The sequence below is a fragment of the Klenkia sp. PcliD-1-E genome, from assembly GCF_024124375.1.
Taxonomy (GTDB): Bacteria; Actinomycetota; Actinomycetes; order Mycobacteriales; family Geodermatophilaceae; genus Klenkia.
In genome coordinates, this window is sequence record NZ_JAMXRZ010000004.1 from 1 (window position 1) to 19,980 (window position 19,980).

A 19,980-nucleotide genomic window follows, 5' to 3' on the forward strand; every position below is an offset into this window, starting at 1 on the left:
CGCTCGTCGGCCCCGTCCACCGCCCCGTCCCCGCGGCCGGCCCGGGCGGCGGTGGCGACGGCACCGACGACGTCGCGCAGCACCGCCCCTGCCCGGCCACCCTTGCCCGCGGGCTCGTCCTCACCCGCCCGGTCACCCAGCAGACCACCCACCGCGTCGGCCACCGACCGGGCCGCCCGCGCGAGCGGGCCACCGGTGTCGTCGGCGTCGTCGGTCACCGGCCGGGGACGCGGGACGTCCCTGGCCGGCGCGGTGCGCGGTTCCTCCTGCACGGTGACCCCCGGTCCGTCCGGTCAGGCGCAGTCGCGGCAGATCAGCCGGTCGCCCTTGGTGCTGGCCAGCCGGCTGCGGTGGTGCACCAGGAAGCAGCTGGAGCAGGTGAACTCGTCCTCCTGCTTCGGCAGCACCCGGACGGTGAGCTCCTCGTTGGACAGGTCGGCGCCGGGCAGCTCCAGCGCCTCGTTGAAGTCGGTCTCGTCGACGTCGACCGAGGAGGACTGCGCCTCGGCCCGGCGGGCCTTGAGCTCCTCCAGCGAGTCCTCGCCGAGCTCGTCGGCCTCGTTGCGTCGTGGGGCGTCGTAGTCGGTGGCCATGGTGTGCCCCTCTTCTTCCTCGTCGTGCGGGCCCGCTGGCCCGTTGTCCTCGCCCCGTCCGGCCGCCGCGGTCTCGGGCGGGCCCTGCGGACCCCGCTCGCGGTGCTGCCGGACTCCGGCAGGCCACCCAACGTGGCGGGTGCCGCGTTTGTGCCCGGGTCGGCGGGCGTCACACACCGGTGCGGTGGGCGTCGTCGCGCGGCCGGGGAACGGTGTCGTCCGGGGCGGGAGCGCCAGAGGCTACCCTGCGCCGGTGACCGCCAGCGTGGGTGCCGATCCGGGGGTCGTCGGGCCCTACCTCGCGACCGTCCTGGGAGACCCGCGCTGGCAGCAGGTCGACGTGTCGCTGATCGCCGCGGGCATGTCCAACCTGACCTACGTGGTCACCCCCGCCGGGGGCCCGGCGTCCGACGCGGTGGTGCTGCGCCGTCCGCCCACCGGCGCCGTGCTGGCCACCGCGCACGACATGGGCCGCGAGCACCGCGTGATCAGCGCGCTCGCCGGGACGCCGGTGCCGGTACCCCGCACGCTGCACCTGTGCACCGACCCCGAGGTGCTGGGGGCGCCGTTCTACGTGATGGAGCGGGTCGGGGGCCTGCACGTCGTCGACGAGCTGCCGGCCGGCTACGCCGACGAGCCCGAGCAGCGCCGGGCCCTGGGCGACGGGCTGGTCGACGTCCTGGCCGACCTGCACACCGTCGACCCCGCCGCCGTGGGCCTGGCCGACTTCGGCCGGCCCGAGGGCTTCCTCGCCCGGCAGGTCCGCCGCTGGACGACGCAGTGGGAGGCCACCCGCGACACCGACCGGCCCGACCTCGACGAGCTGGCCGCGCAGCTGGCGGCCAGCGTCCCGGAGACCCGGCGCAGCGGACTCGTGCACGGGGACTACCGGATGGACAACTGCCTGCTCGACCCCGACGTCCCCGGGCGGGTGCGCGCGGTCCTGGACTGGGAGATGTCGACCCTCGGCGACCCGCTCACCGACCTGGGGATGCTGTTCGTCTACTGGCCCGAGGCCGGCGAGGAGCGCGGGGTCGCGCTGTCGGCGGTCACCACGCTGCCGGGGTTCCCCACCCGCGCGCAGGTCGCGGAGCGCTACGCCGCCCGCACCGGCGCCGACCTGGGTGACCTGTCCTGGTACGTCGGGTTCGCCTACTTCAAGTTCGCCGCCATCCTGGCCGGCATCGTGGCCCGCTCCGCCGCGGGTGCGATGGCCGGCAAGGACACCACCGGCTACGCCGAGAAGATCGCCCCCTGCGTCGCCCTGGGGCGCGCCGCGCTGACCACGGGTGCCGTCTGACCTGCACGGCCCGCACTACCATCGCGGCGATCCCCGTCCTCCCCCGAGTGGAGTGCAGTTGACCCAGACCAGCGAGCGGCGCCCGGTCCGCGCCCGCCGCGACCGCCGTCCCCTGGTCCCGGTCATCTTCCTGCTGGTGCTCGCGCTGGCCGCCCTCGGCGTGTGGTGGAACGTGTTCCGCACCGAGGCCGCCGACGCCCGTGCCGACGCCGCGGCCTGCTCCAGCGCCGAGGCCGCCCCGCCCTCGCTGGACCCGACCACCGTGCAGATCCGGGTGCTCAACGCCACCGACACGGCGGGCCTGGCCGGCTCGGTCGCGGCGACCATGCAGTCGCGCGGGTTCGTCGTCACCGAGGCCGCCAACGACTCCTCCCCGCGCCGCGCCGACGTGACCGGGATCGGGGAGCTCCGCTTCGGGCCGCGCGGCGCGGAGGCCGCGCGCTACGTCGAGCTGTTCATCCCCGGCGCCGCGGAGTACCAGGACACCCGGGCCGACGCGACCGTCGACCTGGTCATCGGGCCGCAGTTCACCGAGCTGGCCGGCGCCGAGGCCGTCGCCGCCGCCCTCACCCCCGCCGCGAGCGCCTCCGCCGTGTGTTGATCGCGATCCTCCGGATCGCACCGCGGCCAACGGCCGTACCCCTGGTGAGCTGAGCGCGTCAGGACTCGTGCGCTCGGGTCACCAGGGCCCGGAAGGCCTCGGCGATGCTCGCCGGGGCGGCGGTGACGAGGGGGTCGGCCATGCGCTGGCCGGTGGTCACCTGCACCTCGAGCCCGGCCTCGGCGGCGACCAGGCAGGCGGCCGTGAAGTCCCACGGCTTGAGGTCCAGCTGGTAGAACGCGTCGATCCGGCCCGCGGCGGCCAGGCAGATCTCCACCGCCGCGGACCCCCACCGCCGGACGTCGCGCACCTCGGGCAGCAGCCGGGCCAGCACCTCGCCCTGCCAGGTGCGGATCCCCCGGTCGTAGGCGAACCCGGTCCCCACCAGGGTCACCTCCAGGCTGGCCGGGTCCGAGCAGCGCAGCGGCGTGCGCACGCCGTCCCGCTCCACCCAGGCACCGCCACCCCGCACGGCGGCGTAGACCTCGCCGGTCGGGACGTCGGCCACGACGCCGGCCACCGGCACGCCGTCGACCTCGGCGGCGATGCACACGGCGTAGGAACCCAGGCCGTAGAGGAAGTTCACGGTGCCGTCGATCGGGTCCACGACCCAGCGCACCCCGCTGATGCCCGGCCGGGAGGCACCCTCCTCGCCCAGCACGCCGTCCTCCGGGCGGGCGGACAGCAGCCGGTCGATGACCAGCTGCTCGCTGGCCTTGTCCACCGCGGTGACGACGTCGACGGTGGTGGTCTTGCTCTGCACGTCGTCGGCGGCGCGGGCCCGGCCGTCGGCGACCAGCGCGGCCGCCTCCCGGGCGGTGGCCAGGGCCAGGTCCAGCAGGTCGGTGGGGGCGGGACGCGCGTCGGAGGTCACGCGGTGATCCTGCCGGGTGGGTCCGCGCACGGCTGGTGCGGCCGACCGCGACGGGGATCACTAGCCTGTCCGCGTGCAGGGCTTCGGAGTCGACGTGGGCGGCAGCGGCATCAAGGGATGCCTGGTGGACCTGGACCGGGGTGAGCTCATCGGGGAACGGGTCCGCATCCCGACTCCCCAACCCGCCCTCCCCGACGCGGTGTGCGACGTGGTCGCCGACGTCGTGGGCCGGTTCGGGTACGAGGGCCGGGTCGGGGTGACCTACCCCGGCGTCATGAAGAACGGCGTGGCCTACACCGCCGCCAACATGGACCCCTCCTGGATCGGGACCAACATGGCCTCGGCCGTGGAGACCCGGATCCCGGGCACCGTGCAGAGCCTCAACGACGCCGACGCCGCGGGGCTCGCGGAGATGGCCTACGGCGCCGGGAAGGGGCAGCGCGGCCTGGTGCTCATGCTGACCTTCGGCACCGGCATCGGCAGTGCGCTGTTCATCGACGGCGTCCTGGTCCCCAACACGGAGTTCGGGCACATCGAGGTCGACGGCAAGGACGGCGAGAAGGCGGCCTCCGCGGCGGCCCGCGAGCGCGAGGACCTCTCCTACCCCGACTGGGCCGCGCGGGTCGACCGGTACCTGGACACCCTGGAGCGCGGGCTCTGGCCCGACCTCATCGTGGTCGGCGGCGGGGTGAGCAAGAAGGCGCACAAGTGGGTGCCGCTGCTCTCGACCCGCACCCCGGTGGTGCCGGCCCAGCTGCTCAACGACGCCGGGATCGTCGGCGCCGCCCTGGCCGCCGAGCAGCGCATCGGGCAGTAGCGGCGCGGCCGGGTCCGTTGCGGGGCGGGCCCGTGCCGGATCCCGGTTGCGCGGACGTGACCGTCGCTACACTGTCGGCGTCCCCCAGCGTCGCCGGCCAGCCTGACGGTGCCGGGGAGCGCGCCGCAGCACGGGAAGGAACTCGAGTGCCCGCCGCCAAGTCCGCCAAGGCCAGCGCCCCGGCCCCCGCCGCAGCGAAGCGTTCCCGCAGCAGCAAGCCGACGATCACGCCCTCCCCCGGTCAGGAGCCCGAGGAGGGCACCGTGCTGACCGCGGTCGGCTCCGGGGAGGGGACCGTCGCCGTCGTCGGGGGCGGGACGGGCCCCGGGCGGGGCCTGGCGCTCGACGAGTCCGCCGTCGTCGGCAAGGACGGCGTGGCCGAGGACCCCGACGACGACGAGGCGGAGGCCGCACCGGTCGCCGAGTCGGAGTGGGAGGACGAGGAGGAGTCCGAGGCGCTGCGCAAGGCGCGCAAGGACGCCGAGCTCACCGCCTCCGCCGACTCCGTCCGCGCCTACCTCAAGCAGATCGGCAAGGTCGCGCTGCTGACCGCCGAGGAGGAGGTCGACCTCGCCAAGCGCATCGAGGCCGGCCTCTACGGCTCCGAGCGGCTGCGCCAGGTCGAGGAGACCGGCGCGAAGCTCACCCCGCAGATGCGCCGCGACCTGAACTGGATCGTGCGCGACGGCGAGCGCGCGAAGAACCACCTGCTGGAGGCCAACCTCCGCCTCGTGGTCTCCCTGGCCAAGCGCTACACCGGCCGCGGGATGGCCTTCCTGGACCTGATCCAGGAGGGCAACCTCGGCCTGATCCGCGCGGTGGAGAAGTTCGACTACACCAAGGGCTACAAGTTCTCCACCTACGCCACCTGGTGGATCCGCCAGGCCATCACCCGCGCGATGGCCGACCAGGCCCGCACCATCCGCATCCCGGTGCACATGGTCGAGGTCATCAACAAGCTGGGCCGCATCCAGCGCGAGCTGCTCCAGGACCTCGGCCGAGAGCCGACCCCGGAGGAGCTGGCCAAGGAGATGGACATCACCCCGGACAAGGTGCTGGAGATCCAGCAGTACGCCCGGGAGCCGATCAGCCTCGACCAGACCATCGGCGACGAGGGCGACAGCCAGCTCGGTGACTTCATCGAGGACTCCGAGGCCGTCGTCGCCGTCGACGCGGTCAGCTTCACCCTCATGCAGGACCAGCTCACCTCGGTGCTGCAGACCCTGTCCGAGCGCGAGGCCGGCGTCGTCCGGCTGCGGTTCGGCCTCACCGACGGCCAGCCGCGCACCCTCGACGAGATCGGCCAGGTCTACGGCGTGACCCGCGAGCGGATCCGGCAGATCGAGTCCAAGACGATGTCGAAGCTGCGGCACCCGTCCCGCTCGCAGGTGCTGCGCGACTACCTGGACTGAGCCTGGGTGGGGACCGGGTCACGGGCCCATCACGTTTCCCACTCCGGTGGGGGACGACGCGGTTGACGGCGGCAGCGGCCGGGCATCGGTTGTAGCGTGGAGCCGTCAACGAGAGCAGCGGAACCACGCAACACCGGTAGTCCAGTGCGATCCCTGCTCACCCGTTCCACCAACCAGGTCCTGCACCACCCGGCACACCGCCCACGGCGCGTCGGAGGGCTGGAGGACCGGATCGGGAACACCGGGGGTCATCCTGGCGCTGTGCAGGAGGCCGATCCGCGAACGCGGGTCCGTGCGGTAGAGAGCGAGTGATGACCAGATGCCCCAGACCCTGACGAACCGTTCCACCGATGACCTGGTCGTTCCCTTCCACTGCGACCGGTGCGGTGCACTGGCCAAGGTGCGGGTCGTGCTCGCGAGCGGCAGCGACCTCGTGTTCTGCGGGCACCACGCCCGCGAGTACGACGCCAAGCTGCGCGACATCGCCATCGAGATCATCGACGCGGACAGCGAGCAGCCCGTCACCGCCTGACCGAGGCGCTATCGTCGCGCACAGCGATGGAGCTCTCACCCGACGACGCCGCCGGCTCCCACCCCACCACGGGCGCGGAACCGGCGGCGTCGCCGCGTCCGGGGGTCCCCCACCAGCCGACCGACAGCGAGCGTGACCCCGAATGAGCGACGAGAAGCCCGGTGCCGAGCCTGACCCTCGGCCCGAGGGTGAGACACCGGCCGCTGGCGACGACCGCACCGCGCGGCTGCAGCCCGACGGCACCATCGGGTCCGGTCGCCCCTCCGCCCCGCCGGCCGCCGACCGACCCGGGCCGACAGCCCCCGGCTGGGGTCGGCAGACCCCCGTCGTCCCACCCGGCCAGCCGCTGCCGATGAACCCGCGGCGCCGCGCGACCGACGCCGACGCCCCGGCCCCGCTGCCGGTGGACCAGACCCCGACGGGCGAGGTGCGCACCGGCGCCCACCCCGATGAGTCCGACTCCACCCAGGTCATCGGCGCGGTCCCGGCCGAGGTCGCCGACGAACCGTCCGCCGCTGCGGCGCCCGCGGACGGCGACGAGCCCGCGCCGGACGACGCCGCCGACGTCGAGCAGACCGCCGAGGTGCCCGCTGCCGTCGTCCCGCGCGACGTCCTCGACGACCCCGCCCCCACCCGCACCGACGACGCCCCGCCGTCCGAGCCGGCCGGCCCGCTCGTCGGTCCGGCCGACGGACCCCCCCGCCCGCGCTGGCGTCGACCGGCCGTCCTGGTGCCCGCCGCCGTCCTGCTGGTGCTCGGCGCCGCCTACGCCGTCGACCTGGCCGTGGCCGGCGACGACGTCCCCCGGAACACGGTGGTCGCCGGGGTGGAGATCGGCGGCCTGTCCCCCGCCGCCGCGGCGCAGGCGCTCACCGAGCAGCTGGCCCCCCGGGTCACCGCCGACCACGTGCTGGTAGCCGGGGACGTGCAGGGCGTGCTCTCCCCCGCCACCGCCGGCATCACCCTCGACGTCGACCAGACGGTGCAGGCGGCGTCCGGCCAGCCGTGGAACCCGTGGACCCGGCTGGTGTCGGTGTTCTCCGAGCGCGACGTCACCCCCGTCATCACCGGGGACGAGACCGCGCTCATGGCGCAGGTCGACGCGTTCGCCGAGACGGTGGACCGCGCGCCGGTCGACGCCACCCTCGCGCTGGAGGGCACCACCGCCTCCCTCGTCCCCTCGGTCACCGGGAGGCTGCTGGACCGGGAGGCCGCCGGCGACGCCGTCACCGAGGCGCTGGCCTCCGGCGGCGACCCGGAGACCCCCATCGAGCTGCCCGTGGAGACCGTCGACGTCCAGGTCGAGGACGACGCCGCCCAGCAGGCCCTGGACGAGGTCGTCACGCCCGCCGTGGCCGCCCCGGTCACCGTCACCAGCGACGACGGCACGACCGCCGAGCTCGGCCCCGAGGAGATCGCCTCGGCGCTGCGGTTCGGCCCCGGCGAGGGCGGCGCGCTGGACGTCTCGCTGGACCCGGCGGCCCTGCAGACCGCCCTGGGCGACCAGCTCGGGGAGTTCGGCACCCCGGCGCAGGACGCCCGGTTCGAGATCTCCGGCGACACGATCTCCGTCGTCCCCTCGGTGGACGGCACCGGGGTCGACCCGGCGGCGCTGGCCTCCTCGCTGCGCCCGGTCCTCACCGAGCCCGCTCCCCGATCGGTCACCGCCAGCCTGGGCGCCGTCCCGGCCGAGTTCACCACCGACGAGGCCAACGCCCTGGGCATCGTGGAGCCGATCAGCACGTTCACCACGAACTTCACCAACTCGGCCAGCGGCACCAACATCCGGGTGGTGGCCGAGTTCGTCGACGGCGCGGTGGTGCTGCCGGGCGAGACGTTCAGCCTCAACGGCTACACCGGGCCCCGCGGCGAGGCGCAGGGCTACGTGCCCGCCGGCGTCATCAACAACGGCGAGTTCACCCAGGCGGTCGGCGGCGGCATCAGCCAGTTCGCCACGACGATGTTCAACGCCGTCTTCTTCGCCGGGCTCGAGGACGTCTACCACAAGCCGCACAGCTACTACATCAGCCGCTACCCGGCCGGCCGGGAGGCGACGGTCTACTACGACTCCATCGACCTGCAGTGGCGCAACGACAGCCCGACCGGGGTGTACGTGCAGACGCAGTGGGTGCCCGGGGCGCTGACGGTCACCTTCTGGGGCACGAAGCGCTACGACGTCGAGTCGGTGAGCAGCGATCGGTACAACGTCCGCACCCCCGTGGTGCAGGAGAAGCCCGACGACGGGAACTGCACCCCGCAGGGCGGCGCCAACGGCTTCGACATCACCGTCACCCGGATCTTCGAGGACCCGACGACGGGTGAGCAGCTGCGCACCGAGGAGTTCGACACCCGCTACGCGGCCGAGCCGGTCATCCGCTGCGTGCCGGTCGCCCCGCCGGCACCGGAGTCGACCGCACCGGGCGCGCCGGCCCAGCCGACCGCCCGCCGTCCCCGCCGGTCCTGACCCCTCCGGGTGGGCGTGTCCGTACGGGCACGCGTCCGCTCCGGCACACTGGACAGGTGGCGACCGTCCTGCCCTCGGGCTCCCCGGCCTCCGCCGGTGCCCTCGGGGCCGGCGGCGCGGAGGCGTCCCCCGACCACGAGGAGCCCGCCAGGCGCCGCTCGGTCGTGTCCCGGCTCCCCACGCCGGTGCGGGTGCCGCTGCAGGTGCTCGGGCGCACGGTCGCCAAGGCCTGGCAGGACCGCATCCTCGGGCTCTCGGCCGAGGCGTCGTTCTGGCAGATCCTGTCGATCCCGCCGCTGCTGATCGGGCTGCTGGGGTCCCTGGGCTACCTGGGCTCCTTCATCGGGCAGTCGGCGGTCAACGAGATCGAGCAGCGGCTGGTGCAGCTGGCCTCGGAGGCCCTCACCCCCGGGGTCGTCGACAGCCTGGTGCAGCCCACGCTCAACGACATCCTGACCTCCGGCCGGCTGGACGTCGTCAGCCTGGGCTTCCTGCTGTCGCTGTGGGCCGGGTCCTCGGGGGTGGCGACGTTCATGAACACCAGCGTCATCGCCTACGACCAGCGCGACGTCCGCGGTCCGATCCGGACCCGCCTGATGGCCCTCGGGCTGTTCGTCGTGGCCCTGGTCATCGCGGTGCTCTCGCTGCCGCTGCTGGTCCTCGGCCGCGGGGCGCTGGTCGCGCTGCTGCCGGCCAACGTGCAGGGGACGGCGACAGTGCTGGTCAACGCCGTCTACTGGCCACTGGTGGCGGTCGTGCTCATCCTGGCGCTGACGAGCTTCTACCACGTCACGCTGCCCCGTCGGCTGCCGTGGGTGCGGCACCTGCTGGGCGCGGTCTTCGCCGCCGCGTTCTTCATCACCGCGGCGCTCGTGCTGCGCACCTACGTGGCCGACATCCTCACCACGGCCCTGCCCTACGGGGCGCTCGCGGCCCCGATCGCCGCGCTGCTGTTCTGCTTCTTCCTCGGCATGGCGGTGCTGCTGGGCGCGGAGCTGAACGCCACCGTGGAGGCCCGGTGGCCCTCCGGCCAGCGCCGGCACGACCGTCGCCGGCGCCGCCGCCGCGCGGCGAAGATCGAGCTGGAGGCCAGGAAACTCGGGTTGAGGTGACGTACTGGAACGGCCCCGTCGCAGGGACCCGCGACGTGCGGAGCGCGTCGTGGGGGGCGACGGGGTCCTTCACTTCTTGAGCTGCGCGTAGACCTCCTTGCACGGCTCGCACACCGGGCTGCCCGGCTTGGGGCTCTTGGTGACGGGGAAGACCTCGCCGCACAGCGCCTCGACCAGGGTGCCCATGACGGCGCTCTCGGCGATCTGGTTCTTCTTCACGTAGTGGAAGACCTCCGGCGGCTGCGAGGTGGTGTTCTCGCGGACGTCCGGGCGCTCCAGGATCTCGGTGCTCACGGCTCCGAGTCTATGACCCGCCCGGCGCTCGGCCGGGCCTCGAGGATCCGGTCGGGAGCGGGGACCTGGTACCGGTTGACGTCGATCTTCTTCTTCGGCGGCCGGTCGTTGGCCATGACCACCGCGATCCACGGCAGCACGGTGCCGAGGACGGCGAAGATCGCCATCAGCCACAGGGTCTGGTAGAAGACCGCCGCGAGCATCACGCTCACGATGCGGATCATCATCGTGATCACGTACCGCTTCTTGCGGGCAGCGTGCTGGTCACCCAGGCTCGGCTGCGCCTCCGTGATGAGCACCGGTTCGTTGCGGGTCTCCCGGTTCGTGGTCACACGGCCCATCGTGCCACCGCTGCGGGCACCCTCGCCCGCCGTGGCGGGAAATCCCGTTTCAGCTGGTCTTCTCCGCCTTCGCCGCGGCCTTGGCGTCCTGCTTGAAGGCGCGCACCTCGGCCAGGCTGGTCGGGTCGACCACGTCGGCGACCGAGCGGCGGGCGCCGTCGGTGCCGTAGTCGCCGGCCGCCTCCCGCCACCCGGGCGGGGTGACGCCGTACTGCTTGCCCAGCAGGGCGACCAGGATCTTCGCCTTCTGCGCCCCGAAGCCGGGCAGCTCCCCCACCCGCCCGAGCAGGGTGGCGCCGTCGGGAACGTCGGCCCAGAGGTTCTCCGCGCGGCCGTCGTACCGCTCGACCAGCAGCCGGCACACCGCCTGGGTCCGCTCGGCCATGGAGCCCGGGTAGCGGTGCACCGCCGGCGGCCCGGTGAAGGCGGCCTTGAGCACCTCGGGGTCGGCCTGGGCGATGGCGGGTGCCGACAGGGTGTCGGTGCCGAGCCGCTGCGCCAGGAGGGCGGGGCCCGCGAAGGCGCGCTCCATGGGGAACTGCTGGTCACAGCATGTTCGGTGGGCAGGACCTCGGAGGGCCACGTCAGTGGGATCACTCCTCCGCAACCTGGGGCGGACATGGGACGAGTCGACCACGGCGCGATCTTCCGAAAGGGCGCCGGGACGTTGATGAACGAACGCCAGGCCGAGCAACTGGCCGCGCGGACCCTGCGCCTCGGCGCGTACGAACGGATTAGCGACGACCAGGAGGACGAGCTCACCGGGGACCGGGGCGCCGGCGTCTCCCGGCAACGCGAGGCGCTCGAGCTCCTGTGTCAGATGCTGACCAGCTCGGGACCGTCCACCTGGACCGTCCACCAGCACTACACGGACAACGACATCAGCGCGTTCAAGGACGTCGTAAGACCCGACTTTGAACGACTGCTCGACGACCTCGCTAACGGTGTCGTCGAGGGCATCGTCGTCTACGACCTCGACCGGCTCGCTCGACGACCGAAAGACCTGGAACGGGTCATCGACATCTTCGACGCCGCCGGGAAGTCCGGACGGCGGCTCTGGTTCGCCACCGTCCACGACAAGATCGACCTCTCCAGCCCTGACGGTCTCACCCTTGCCCGCGTCATGGTTGCGTTCGCGAATAAGTCCAGCCGGGACACCGCACGCCGGGTCGCAGCGAAGCACAAGGCCACTGCCCTCACCGGCCGACCCGTCGGCGGCACCCGGCCCTTCGGGTGGCGCTGGACCGACGGAAGCGAGCCACTGACCCTGCAGGACGGCCGCGTCGTACCCGCCGGCCACCGCCAGCACGTAGTCGACGAGGAGGAGAGGGCCATCATCCAGGGAGCCGCCTCCGACATCCTGCTAGGGGTCTCGCTCAACACCATCTGCCGAGACCTCAACGAGCGGGGCATCCGCACCACGCGAGGCAACCAGTGGCGTCCTGGGCCGCTCCGGCTCCTGCTCGAGAGCCCGCGGCTGGCCGGGTACCGGGTGCACAAGGGCACGTTCCTGCCCGATCGCACGGGAACCGGCTTCGTACGCGGTGGGTGGGATCCCATCCTGGACGAGGACGTGTGGCAGCAGGTCCACGACACGTTGCGGAGGCGCTCGGCCCGGACAGCGCGGGCCGACGCGAACCGTCGTTACCTGCTCTCGGGCATTCTGCGGTGCTCGGAGTGCTTGGGACCGATGAGGGGCAACGCCCGCAAGGATCTCGGACACTTCTACGCCTGCCAGATTCGCGGTGGGCAGGGTGGCCAGGCAGGCTGCGGAAAGGTGTCCTGCTCGGGACCGCCGGCCGACGAACTGATCAGGCAGGCGGTGAAGGCCCGCATGCCGCCCAGCTCGATCGAGGCGCCTGTGGCGCCATGGCCTCGCACCGACGAGCTGGCGGACCTCAAGACGACGATTGCCGGCCTGGTCCCCGAGCTCACCGAGTCTAGCGGCGACGCCAGGCGCCTCCTGAGCGCGCAGTTCACCAAGCTCTCCGAACTGATTGAGAAGCTGCATGCCGAGCGTGCAACGTGGCTCGACGGGCAACGTCACCGCGTCCGCCACGCATCCGTCGGACCGGAGCAGTTCAATGCGCTGACGGTGGAGAAGCAGCGCCTCTACGTCCGCGGCGAGATCAGCGCGATCATCGTCCGACCCGCCGACCGGAAGATGAACCGCTTCGACTACACCCGTCTCTCAGTCGTCTGGAAGGAAGGCCCGGACGCGGGCGCCGCCTCGGCGATCGCCTGAGCGTCGAGCAGCGGTCGCAACCTCCGCCATCGATCAGCCGTCATGCGAGGTGCCGACTCAAGGAGACGCACGACTGCTTCCGCGGCAGATACCTGTCGATGGGACAGACGAAGCTCATCACGACGTGGGGAAAGCCCGACCGCAGGTGTCACCATGCCCGTAACTGGTCTCTCCGGGCTCGCAGAACTGTCACGGAGGTCCCCCGTCGCCACCCGGGAACGTCTGCGCCTTACAGGGCCAGCTGCGCGAGGAACACGCAAGGGCGTCGCCACACCGCGGCATGGGGCGGCCAGCATCAGCTGCGCAGACGAAGGAGCCACGGCCGATGGTGGTGAGCCTTCCAAGCTGGCCATGCCGGTTCGATCCCGGTCACCCGCTCCACGCAAAACGGCAGGTCAGATGCCGACTCGTGCTACTCGGAACTCGCCGGCGACCCTCACCAATTGACCGTAGTTCCCCCTGACAGACCGGCATTTTCCGCCCGTTAGGTCATGGATTGGTCACGGCAGGGTGACATCCGCGCAGCTCGGCGGGGGTGTTTCGGATGTCCGGCCATGACCGCTGCGTGACCTGGGCCAGTCCCGGTGCGGCAAGCCGCACGAGTTGGTCCGGGCCGTACTTCCTGAGGGCTCGAGCCAGAGGCATTGGCTCGCAGGACGACATCGACGCAGAAGACGATAGCGAGACTGTTGGGGTGCCCCGGTAGAGCTCACGTTCGTGACGAGCGGCGGCCGCGGCGGGACCAGTAATGGCGCCGATGGCTCTGCTGGTCGACCGGGCTCGGGGATGCAAGGAGGCTGCGGCCCCTTACCCCCCAGCCTCCGCCGCGATGTCCGGCGGTGTCCGTGGGCAGGCTGTTCGCCCTGGTCAGCGCGGTTCGGCGTTCGCGGGTGTACGTATCCGACGGCCCGCATCCGGACCGCGTTGCTACACCGGTTGCTACACCAGCGGTCCCCAACAGCTATCTGTCGTAGACCTCCCGGCGGTGCCCTGCTCGCACGACGGTCACCACGAGCGTCTCGTCGAGGACGTCGTAGATCACGCGGTAGTCGCCCACCCGGATGCGCCAGGCCGTCTGCTCCCCCACCAGCTTCGTCGCACCTGCCGGCCGCGGATCCTCTGCCAGGCCGTCGATGGCCGCGATCAGCCGGAGGCGCACCGGTCGGTCGAGCTTGCGCAGCTGCCGCGCAGCTCCGGCGGTGAACTCGACGAGGTAGGTCACCCGGCGAGTTCATCACGCACCTGGGCCAGCGACACCCGCTCCCCGGCGTCCTCAGCCTTCGCGGCCCGGTAGGCCGCGACGTCCTGCGCCATCTCCAGCGCCTCGAGCGCCTCCAGGTCCGCTACGCCGACGACCACGGCAGCCAGCTTGCCGTTGCGGGTCACCCCGATCCGCTCCCCGCCGTACATCGCCCGGCCCAGCACGTCGGACAGCTGACCGCGCAACTCGCGGGTGGTGACCTCACCGGAGATGGTATCCATGGTCGAAGAGTACAACGCAAGATGCAACTGTGTACACAGTCGACACGGATGAGCCTCCATGGCGGATCTCCCCGCACCGCAGACCGAAGCTCCCTGGTCCGCGCGGCAGTCGCACGCCTCGTCCGACGAGCCCGGCGTGGAACACAGCCCGAGCACCCGCCACCCACCGCATTGTCCGTGCATGGATGACCCCTCACAGCGCCTTCGCGACGAGCTCCTTCATGATCTCGTTCGTACCGCCGTAGATCTTCTGGACCCGGGCGGCGGCGTACATGCGGGCGATGGGGTACTCGGTCATGAAGCCGTAGCCGCCGAAGACCTGCAGGCACCGGTCGACGACCTTGCCTTGTGCGTCGGTGCACCAGAACTTGGCCAGCGAGGCTGCGGCCGCGTCCAGTCCCCCGGCCATGTGCCGGGTGATGAGGGAGTCCACCAGGGTGCGGGCGGCCAGCGCGTCGGCGGCGCACTCGGCGAGGACGAACCGGGTGTTCTGGAAGGACATCAGGTCGGCACCGAAGGCCTCGCGCTCGCGTGCGTACCGCGCGGTCTCGCGGACGGCGGCTTCGCAGGTCGCGGCGGCGCTGACCGCGATGATCAGCCGCTCCTGCGGGAGCTGCTGCATGAGCTGCACGAAGCCCTGCCCCTCGGCCGGGCCGAGGAGGTTGGCGACCGGCACCCGCATGTCGACGAAGGACAGCTCGCGGGTGTCCTGGCCGTGCATGCCGATCTTCTGCAGCACCCGGCCGCGGGAGAAGCCGGGCAGGTCCGCAGTCTCGACGACGACGAGGGACAGTCCGCGGCCGCCGGGCTCGTCCCCGGTGCGGGCCACCACGATGAGCAGGTCGCAGTGCGTGCCGTTGGAGATGAACGTCTTGGACCCGTTGATGACGTAGTCGTCGCCGTCGCGGACGGCTCGGGTGCGCACCCGCTGCAGGTCCGAGCCGGTGGTCGGCTCGGTCATCGCGATGGCTCCGACGAGCTCGCCGGAGGCCATGCCGGGCAGCCACCGCTGCTTCTGCTCCCCGCTGCCGAAGGCGTTGAGGTAGTGGGCGACGATCGTGCTGTGCACGCTGTTGGCCCAGGCGTCGTCACCGACCATCGCCTGCTCGATGGCGATGACGGCCTCGTGCGCGAAGGTGCCGCCGCCCCCGCCGTACTGCTCGGGGATGCTGACGCAGAGCAGCCCGGCGGCGCCGGCGGCGCGCCAGAACTCCCGGTCCACGGCGTGCTGGTCGGCCCACCGTTCGTGGTGGGGCACCGACTCCTTGGCCAAGAAGGTGCGGGCGAGGTCGCGCAGGTCGTCGTGCTCGTCGGTCATCCAGGGTGAGCGGTGGTCGTCGAGGATCACGGGTGGGCTCCTATCGGCCGGTGAAGGTGGGGCGGCGGCGCTCGGTGAAGGCGGCGACGCCTTCCTGGGCGTCGGAGGTGGCGAGGGCGAGCAGGAAGTTGCGGCGCTCGTGCGCGATGCCCTGCCGTAGCGGGGTGTCGTGGGCGGCGCGCGCGGCGTCGGCGGCGAGGGCGACGGCGCGGGGGGCGTTCGCGGCGATCTGCTCGGCGAGCTCGACGGCGCGGGAGAGGACCTCGTCGTCCGGGACGAGCTCGGCGACCAGGCCGGCGTCGTAGGCGTAGCCGGCGTCGACCGGGGCGCCGGTCAGCAGGAGCCGCATCGCCTTGGCCTTGCCGATGGCGTGCACCAGGCGCTGGGTGCCACCGGCTCCGGGGATGACCCCCAGCCGCACCTCGGGCAGGCCGAACTGCGCACCGGTGCCGGCCACGGCGGTGTCGCAGGCGAGCAGGAGCTCGCACCCTCCGCCCAGGGCAAGACCGCGGACGGCGGCGACGACGGGCTTCGGTGAGGTGGTGATGGCGTCGAAGAGCCGGTCGAAGGGCAGAGGGTCGGTGGCCGCCGCCCCGAGCATCCGGGGGATCTCGGAGATGTCGGCGCCGACGCAGAACGCCGTGGCTGAACCGGTGAGGACGACGGCGCCCACGGTGTCGTCGTCGGATTCGGCGGACAGGTGCTCGGTGAGCTGCTGGACGAGCTCGGCGCTCAGCGCGTTGTGGGCGGCGGGCCGGTCCAGGGTCAGGATCGCGACGGCGCCGTGCTGCCGGCGGCCGACGACCGTGCCGGTCATCGGCCCGATGGCTGGTAGAGGTCGGCGTAGCCGGCGCGGATCCGCTTCTTGTCCAGCTTGCCGACGCTGGTCTTGGGCAGCTCGGTGACCGCCTCGAAGCGCTCGGGGAGCTGCCACTTGGCGAACGCGGGTGCCAGGTGGGTGTGGATCTCCTCCAGGGTCAGGTGGTCGCCGGGGCGGAGGACGACGAGGACGAACGGGCGTTCCTGCCACTGGGGGTGCGCGATGCCCACGACGGCGGCCTCGGCCACGGCCGGGTGGCTGAGCAGCAGGTTCTCCATGTCGATGGAGGAGATCCACTCGCCGCCGCTCTTGATGACGTCCTTGAGCCGATCGGTGACCTTGAGGTAGCCGTCGGGGTCGATGCAGCCGACGTCCCCGCTGCGCCACCACCCGTCCAGGAAGCGGTCCTGGTCGTCGTCGAGCCGGTGGTAGGCCCTGGTGATCCAGGGCCCGCGCAGGCAGATCTCGCCCTGGCTGGTGCCGTCGTGGGGCAGGTCCTCCCCCTCGGGTCCGACGATCCGGATGTCGACCCCGGTGACGGGCAGGCCCTGCTTGCGCTTGAGGTCCCAGAGGTCCTCCTGGCCCAGCCGCGCGCGGACGCCGGGCTTGTAGCGGTTCATCGTGACCAGCGGGGTGGTCTCGGTGGCGCCGTAGGCGTGCACGACCTCGGCGCCGGTGAGGTCGGCGAACCCGCGCATCATCGTCAGCGGCGGTTCTGTCGCCCCCGACATGAGGCGCAGCCGGCTCAGGTCCGGCCTGTCGGCCAGCGTCTGGATGTGCGCCAGCATCGGCAGGAAGATCGCCGGCGCCCCGTTGGTGATCGTGACGCCCTCGCCGATGATCGCGTCGGTGAGCGGGGCGGTGTCCTCGGCGACGTAGCGGCCGGGCAACACAATCTTGTTGGCCATGAGAGTGGCTGCCTGGGGCAGACCCCACGCCTGGCCGTGGAACATCGGCGTGATGAGCATCGTGCAGTCATCCAGCGTCATGCCGATGTTGGTGGCAATGGAGTAGGAGTGCAGGACGATCGCGCGGTGGGAGTAGTAGACGCCCTTGGGCCGCCCGGTCGTGCCCGTGGTGTAGCAGGCGCTGTAGGCCGAGCGCTCGTCGACCTCGGGCCAGTCGATGGTCGGTGCGGCGGCTGCCACCAGCTCCTCGTAGGAGTGCGCCGGGCTGAGTGACGTCTGCACCTCCGACAGCGGCCGGTCGGTGAGCACCACCCAGGCGCGCACCGACGGGACGCGGTCGGCGATGGCCTCGGCGACCGGGAGCAGGGTCTCGTCGACGGCGACGACGCTGGTGCCGCTGTGATCGATGACGTAGGCGAGGTCCTCGGGCCCCAGTCGCAGGTTGAGCTGGACCATGACCGCGCCCAACCCGGGGATGGACCAGTAGAGCTCGTAGTGGCGGCGGCTGTTCCAGTCCAGGATGCCTACCTTGTCACCGGGTTCGACGCCGAGGTCGCGCAGCGCGTTCGCACCGCGCTGCACCCGGTCGTAGGCGTTCGCGTAGGTGTAGCGGTCCCAGCCGCCGTCGGGGGTGCGGTAGACGATCTCCTGATCACCGTGGGTGCGGGCGGCGTGCCGGATCAGGGTAGTGGTGTTCAGCTGGACGTCGTCGCCCATGGTCGAGGGGTGACCGGTGACGACGCGTCGGGTGCCGGCGGCCGGGATGGGGGTGTCGATCTGCATGGTGGGTCCTCTCAGGGCAGTCGTTCGATGACGGTGGCGTTGGCCATGCCGCCGCCCTCGCAGATGGTCAGCAGCCCGTAGCGGGCCTCGCGGTGCTCGAGCTCGGTGACCAGCTGGGTCAGCAGGCGTGCGCCGGTGGAGCCCAGGGGGTGGCCGATGGAGATGGACCCGCCGTTGACGTTGAGCTGGTCGGCCGGGTAGCCGAACTCGGCCAGCCAGAGCAGCGGGACCGGGGCGAAGGCCTCGTTGACCTCGACGAGGTCCAGGTCGCCGACGGCGAGCCCGGCCCGGTCCAGGGCCTGCTGGCTGGCCGGCACGATGGCGGTGAACTGCAGCGCCGGGTCGTCGGCGGCCACCGCCATCGACACGATCCGGGCTCGCGGTCGCAGCCCGGCGGCCTCCGCGGCTGCCCGGTCGGCCACGAGCAGCGCGGCGGCGCCGTCGCTCATCTGCGACGCGTTGCCGGCGGTGATCGCGCCGTCGGCGGCGAACACCGGCGTCAGTGCCGCCATCCTGGCGGGGTCGATGTCCGCCCGGATGCCCTCGTCCCGCGTCATGGTCACAGGGGCGCCGTCCCTGGTGCGGCCCTCGATGGGCACCAGCTCCCCGACGAAGCGGCCGGCTTCCGTGGCGGCTGCTGCCCGGTGGTGGCTCTCGACGCTGAAGGCGTCCAGCTGCTCCCGGGTGAAGCCCCACTTCTGCACGACGAGCTCCGCCGAGGGCCCTTGGGCCGGCAGGTTGCCGCCGAACCGGGCCAGGGCGCGGTCGCCGTACCACTCACCGCGCGGGCCGCCCGGGGTGAACAGGGGTCCGAGGTCGACCCGCGACATCGACTCAACCCCGGCCCCGATGGCGAAGTCGTACTCACCGGACCGGACGGCCTGGGCGGCGAAGTGGACCGCCTGCTGTCCCGACCCGCACTGCCGGTCCAGGGTGGTGCCCGGCAGCCCGATGGGCAGGCCGGCGCCGAGCAGGGCGTTGCGGGCGACGTTGCCCGACTGCTCCCCGCGCTGGATCGCGCAGCCGACGATGACGTCGGCCAGATGGTCGGCGTCCACGCCGCTGCGCTCGACGAGGCGCTGGAGGGTGTGGGCCATCAGGTCCACGGGGTGCCAGTCCCGCAACTGCCCCCCGCGCTTGCCGACGGGGGTGCGGACGGCGTCGACGATGACGGCCTCGCGGGTCATGGACGGTCTCCTCTGGATTGGCTGGTCGAGCCCGGTGCCCGGACGGCGGCGAGCGGGATGTCGTGGTCGGCCGCGAACGCCTCCCACGAGGCGCACGACCCGGTGGCGAACCGTGCGGTGAGCTCCTGGCGGGTCTCCCCCAGGTAGGTCGCCAGGCGCTCGGCGAAGTGCGGCTCAATGGCCGCGACGGCGACGTGGCCGTCCTGCACCGGGTAGAGGCCGTAGCCCGGCAACCCGCCTCCCAGGGGGTCGCCGGGTCCGGTGAGTCCGTGCCGGACCGCGCCCGCCGCGGCGAATGCGGCTGCCTCCAGGCTCACCCGGGTGTGGGCTGCCGCGTCGCCGGCGTCCCGCAGTCGCAGCGCGGTCAGCGCTGCGGTGACAGCACGCTCGGCCCCGAGCACGTCGGCCACCGGTACGACCGGCATCGCCGGCGCGAGGACGGTGCCGTGGGTGGCCTGGTAGGTGAGGTCGTGGCCGGGGAGTTCGGCGCGGTCGCCGTCGCCCCCGACGATCTCCACGAGCGCGACACCGTGCCGGCGGGTGCTGGCCGGCAAGCCCAGGCGCGCCAGGGCCGAGGGACGCATGGAGCTGAGCAGCAGGTCGGCGCCGCGCAGCAGGTCCTCGAGCCGGTCGCGGTCGACGGCGTCCTTCAGGTCGAGCGCCAGGACGGACTGGCCGGCCACCAGCTCGTCGTACCAACCGGGTGCTATGGCCCGCAACGGATCCCCGCTCGGTGGCTCGACCTTGGTGACCGAGGCGCCGAGCTCGACGAGACGCGCGGCGGCGAGCGGACCGGGCAGGTTGGTCGCCACGGACACAACGACGACCCCGGACAGAGGTGCGCTGGACGGCACGGTCATGGCTCTCCGGAACATTGGAGGAATGTGCGCTGCACAA

The 19,980-nt window shown here is 72.5% G+C and carries 20 protein-coding genes and 1 pseudogene; 8 read left to right on the forward strand and 13 right to left on the reverse strand.

Translation table 11 applies throughout. The annotated features are described in order from the left end of the window. Positions 1–272, reverse strand: a pseudogene (locus tag NH342_RS01740) (hypothetical protein); the annotation flags it as partial. A 21-nt stretch (positions 273–293) separates the two neighbouring features. Further along, a complete protein-coding gene (locus tag NH342_RS01745) occupies positions 294–593 on the reverse strand; it encodes a DUF4193 domain-containing protein (protein WP_091062581.1) in 300 nt (99 codons plus the stop codon). 253 nt (positions 594–846) lie between these two features. Here NH342_RS01745 and NH342_RS01750 point away from each other — a divergent pair, with 253 nt between their 5' ends. Then, positions 847–1,893, forward strand: a complete 1,047-nt coding sequence (locus NH342_RS01750) for a phosphotransferase (RefSeq protein WP_253010646.1) — start codon at positions 847–849, stop codon at positions 1,891–1,893. Positions 1,894–1,945: 52 nt separating this feature from the next. After that, the gene (locus NH342_RS01755) at positions 1,946–2,494 is read left to right on the forward strand and encodes a LytR C-terminal domain-containing protein (RefSeq protein ID WP_253010647.1); all 549 of its coding nucleotides are present in this window, start codon (positions 1,946–1,948) and stop codon (positions 2,492–2,494) included. A 58-nt stretch (positions 2,495–2,552) separates the two neighbouring features. Here NH342_RS01755 and NH342_RS01760 read toward each other — a convergent pair whose 3' ends face one another. Further along, complete coding sequence (locus NH342_RS01760; RefSeq protein WP_253010649.1) at positions 2,553–3,368, reverse strand: inositol monophosphatase family protein; 816 nt, start codon at positions 3,366–3,368, stop codon at positions 2,553–2,555. Positions 3,369–3,441: 73 nt separating this feature from the next. Here NH342_RS01760 and ppgK point away from each other — a divergent pair, with 73 nt between their 5' ends. The 5 genes from ppgK to NH342_RS01785 all read left to right on the forward strand — a co-directional run bounded on the left by ppgK (position 3,442) and on the right by NH342_RS01785 (position 9,705). Beyond that, positions 3,442–4,185: a polyphosphate--glucose phosphotransferase gene (gene ppgK, locus NH342_RS01765; RefSeq protein WP_253010651.1), complete on the forward strand. Its 744-nt coding sequence runs from the start codon at positions 3,442–3,444 to the stop codon at positions 4,183–4,185. 146 nt (positions 4,186–4,331) lie between these two features. Next, entirely contained in the window at positions 4,332–5,597 is a 1,266-nt protein-coding gene (locus tag NH342_RS01770) for an RNA polymerase sigma factor (protein WP_308200593.1), read from the forward strand. Between the two features lie 319 nt (positions 5,598–5,916). After that, a complete protein-coding gene (locus NH342_RS01775) occupies positions 5,917–6,129 on the forward strand; it encodes a hypothetical protein (RefSeq protein ID WP_091062590.1) in 213 nt (70 codons plus the stop codon). A 352-nt stretch (positions 6,130–6,481) separates the two neighbouring features. Further along, complete coding sequence (locus tag NH342_RS01780) at positions 6,482–8,593, forward strand: VanW family protein (protein ID WP_253010653.1); 2,112 nt, start codon at positions 6,482–6,484, stop codon at positions 8,591–8,593. 56 nt (positions 8,594–8,649) lie between these two features. Continuing rightward, positions 8,650–9,705, forward strand: a complete 1,056-nt coding sequence (locus NH342_RS01785; RefSeq protein ID WP_253010655.1) for a YihY/virulence factor BrkB family protein — start codon at positions 8,650–8,652, stop codon at positions 9,703–9,705. A 69-nt stretch (positions 9,706–9,774) separates the two neighbouring features. Here NH342_RS01785 and NH342_RS01790 read toward each other — a convergent pair whose 3' ends face one another. The 3 genes from NH342_RS01790 to NH342_RS01800 are packed head-to-tail and all read right to left on the reverse strand — an operon-like array spanning position 9,775 to position 10,977. Further along, entirely contained in the window at positions 9,775–9,999 is a 225-nt protein-coding gene (locus NH342_RS01790; protein WP_091062594.1) for a DUF3039 domain-containing protein, read from the reverse strand. After that, a complete protein-coding gene (locus NH342_RS01795; protein ID WP_253010657.1) occupies positions 9,996–10,331 on the reverse strand; it encodes a DUF3099 domain-containing protein in 336 nt (111 codons plus the stop codon). Before NH342_RS01795 ends, NH342_RS01790 begins: the two co-directional genes overlap by 4 nt. A gap of 58 nt (positions 10,332–10,389) precedes the next feature. After that, a complete protein-coding gene (locus NH342_RS01800) occupies positions 10,390–10,977 on the reverse strand; it encodes an HhH-GPD-type base excision DNA repair protein (RefSeq protein ID WP_308200595.1) in 588 nt (195 codons plus the stop codon). On the opposite strand from NH342_RS01800, the gene NH342_RS01805 reads away from it, so the two are divergent. Then, positions 10,960–12,585 carry a recombinase family protein gene (locus tag NH342_RS01805; RefSeq protein WP_253010661.1) on the forward strand — a complete coding sequence of 542 codons (1,626 nt, stop codon included), beginning with the start codon at positions 10,960–10,962 and terminating at the stop codon, positions 12,583–12,585. The two genes, NH342_RS01800 and NH342_RS01805, sit on opposite strands and share 18 nt — an antisense overlap. Positions 12,586–13,546: 961 nt before the next feature. Here the strand turns inward: NH342_RS01805 and NH342_RS01810 are convergent. The 7 genes from NH342_RS01810 to NH342_RS01840 all read right to left on the reverse strand — a co-directional run bounded on the left by NH342_RS01810 (position 13,547) and on the right by NH342_RS01840 (position 19,958). Further along, positions 13,547–13,807: a type II toxin-antitoxin system RelE/ParE family toxin gene (locus NH342_RS01810; RefSeq protein ID WP_253010662.1), complete on the reverse strand. Its 261-nt coding sequence runs from the start codon at positions 13,805–13,807 to the stop codon at positions 13,547–13,549. After that, a complete protein-coding gene (locus NH342_RS01815) occupies positions 13,804–14,067 on the reverse strand; it encodes a type II toxin-antitoxin system Phd/YefM family antitoxin (protein WP_253010664.1) in 264 nt (87 codons plus the stop codon). Before NH342_RS01815 ends, NH342_RS01810 begins: the two co-directional genes overlap by 4 nt. 193 nt (positions 14,068–14,260) lie before the next feature. After that, a complete protein-coding gene (locus tag NH342_RS01820) occupies positions 14,261–15,415 on the reverse strand; it encodes an acyl-CoA dehydrogenase family protein (protein WP_253010666.1) in 1,155 nt (384 codons plus the stop codon). 10 nt (positions 15,416–15,425) lie between these two features. Further along, on the reverse strand, positions 15,426–16,202 hold the full coding sequence (locus NH342_RS01825; RefSeq protein WP_253010668.1) for an enoyl-CoA hydratase-related protein: 777 nt from the start codon (positions 16,200–16,202) through the stop codon (positions 15,426–15,428). Further along, positions 16,199–17,896, reverse strand: coding sequence for a long-chain-fatty-acid--CoA ligase (locus NH342_RS01830; protein ID WP_253010670.1), 1,698 nt, complete (start codon positions 17,894–17,896; stop codon positions 16,199–16,201). The genes NH342_RS01825 and NH342_RS01830 overlap by 4 nt, the downstream gene beginning before the upstream one ends. An 11-nt stretch (positions 17,897–17,907) precedes the next feature. Beyond that, entirely contained in the window at positions 17,908–19,083 is a 1,176-nt protein-coding gene (locus NH342_RS01835) for a thiolase family protein (protein ID WP_253010672.1), read from the reverse strand. Further along, complete coding sequence (locus tag NH342_RS01840) at positions 19,080–19,958, reverse strand: CoA transferase (protein ID WP_308200596.1); 879 nt, start codon at positions 19,956–19,958, stop codon at positions 19,080–19,082. The genes NH342_RS01835 and NH342_RS01840 overlap by 4 nt, the downstream gene beginning before the upstream one ends. Positions 19,959–19,980 lie beyond the last annotated feature (22 nt).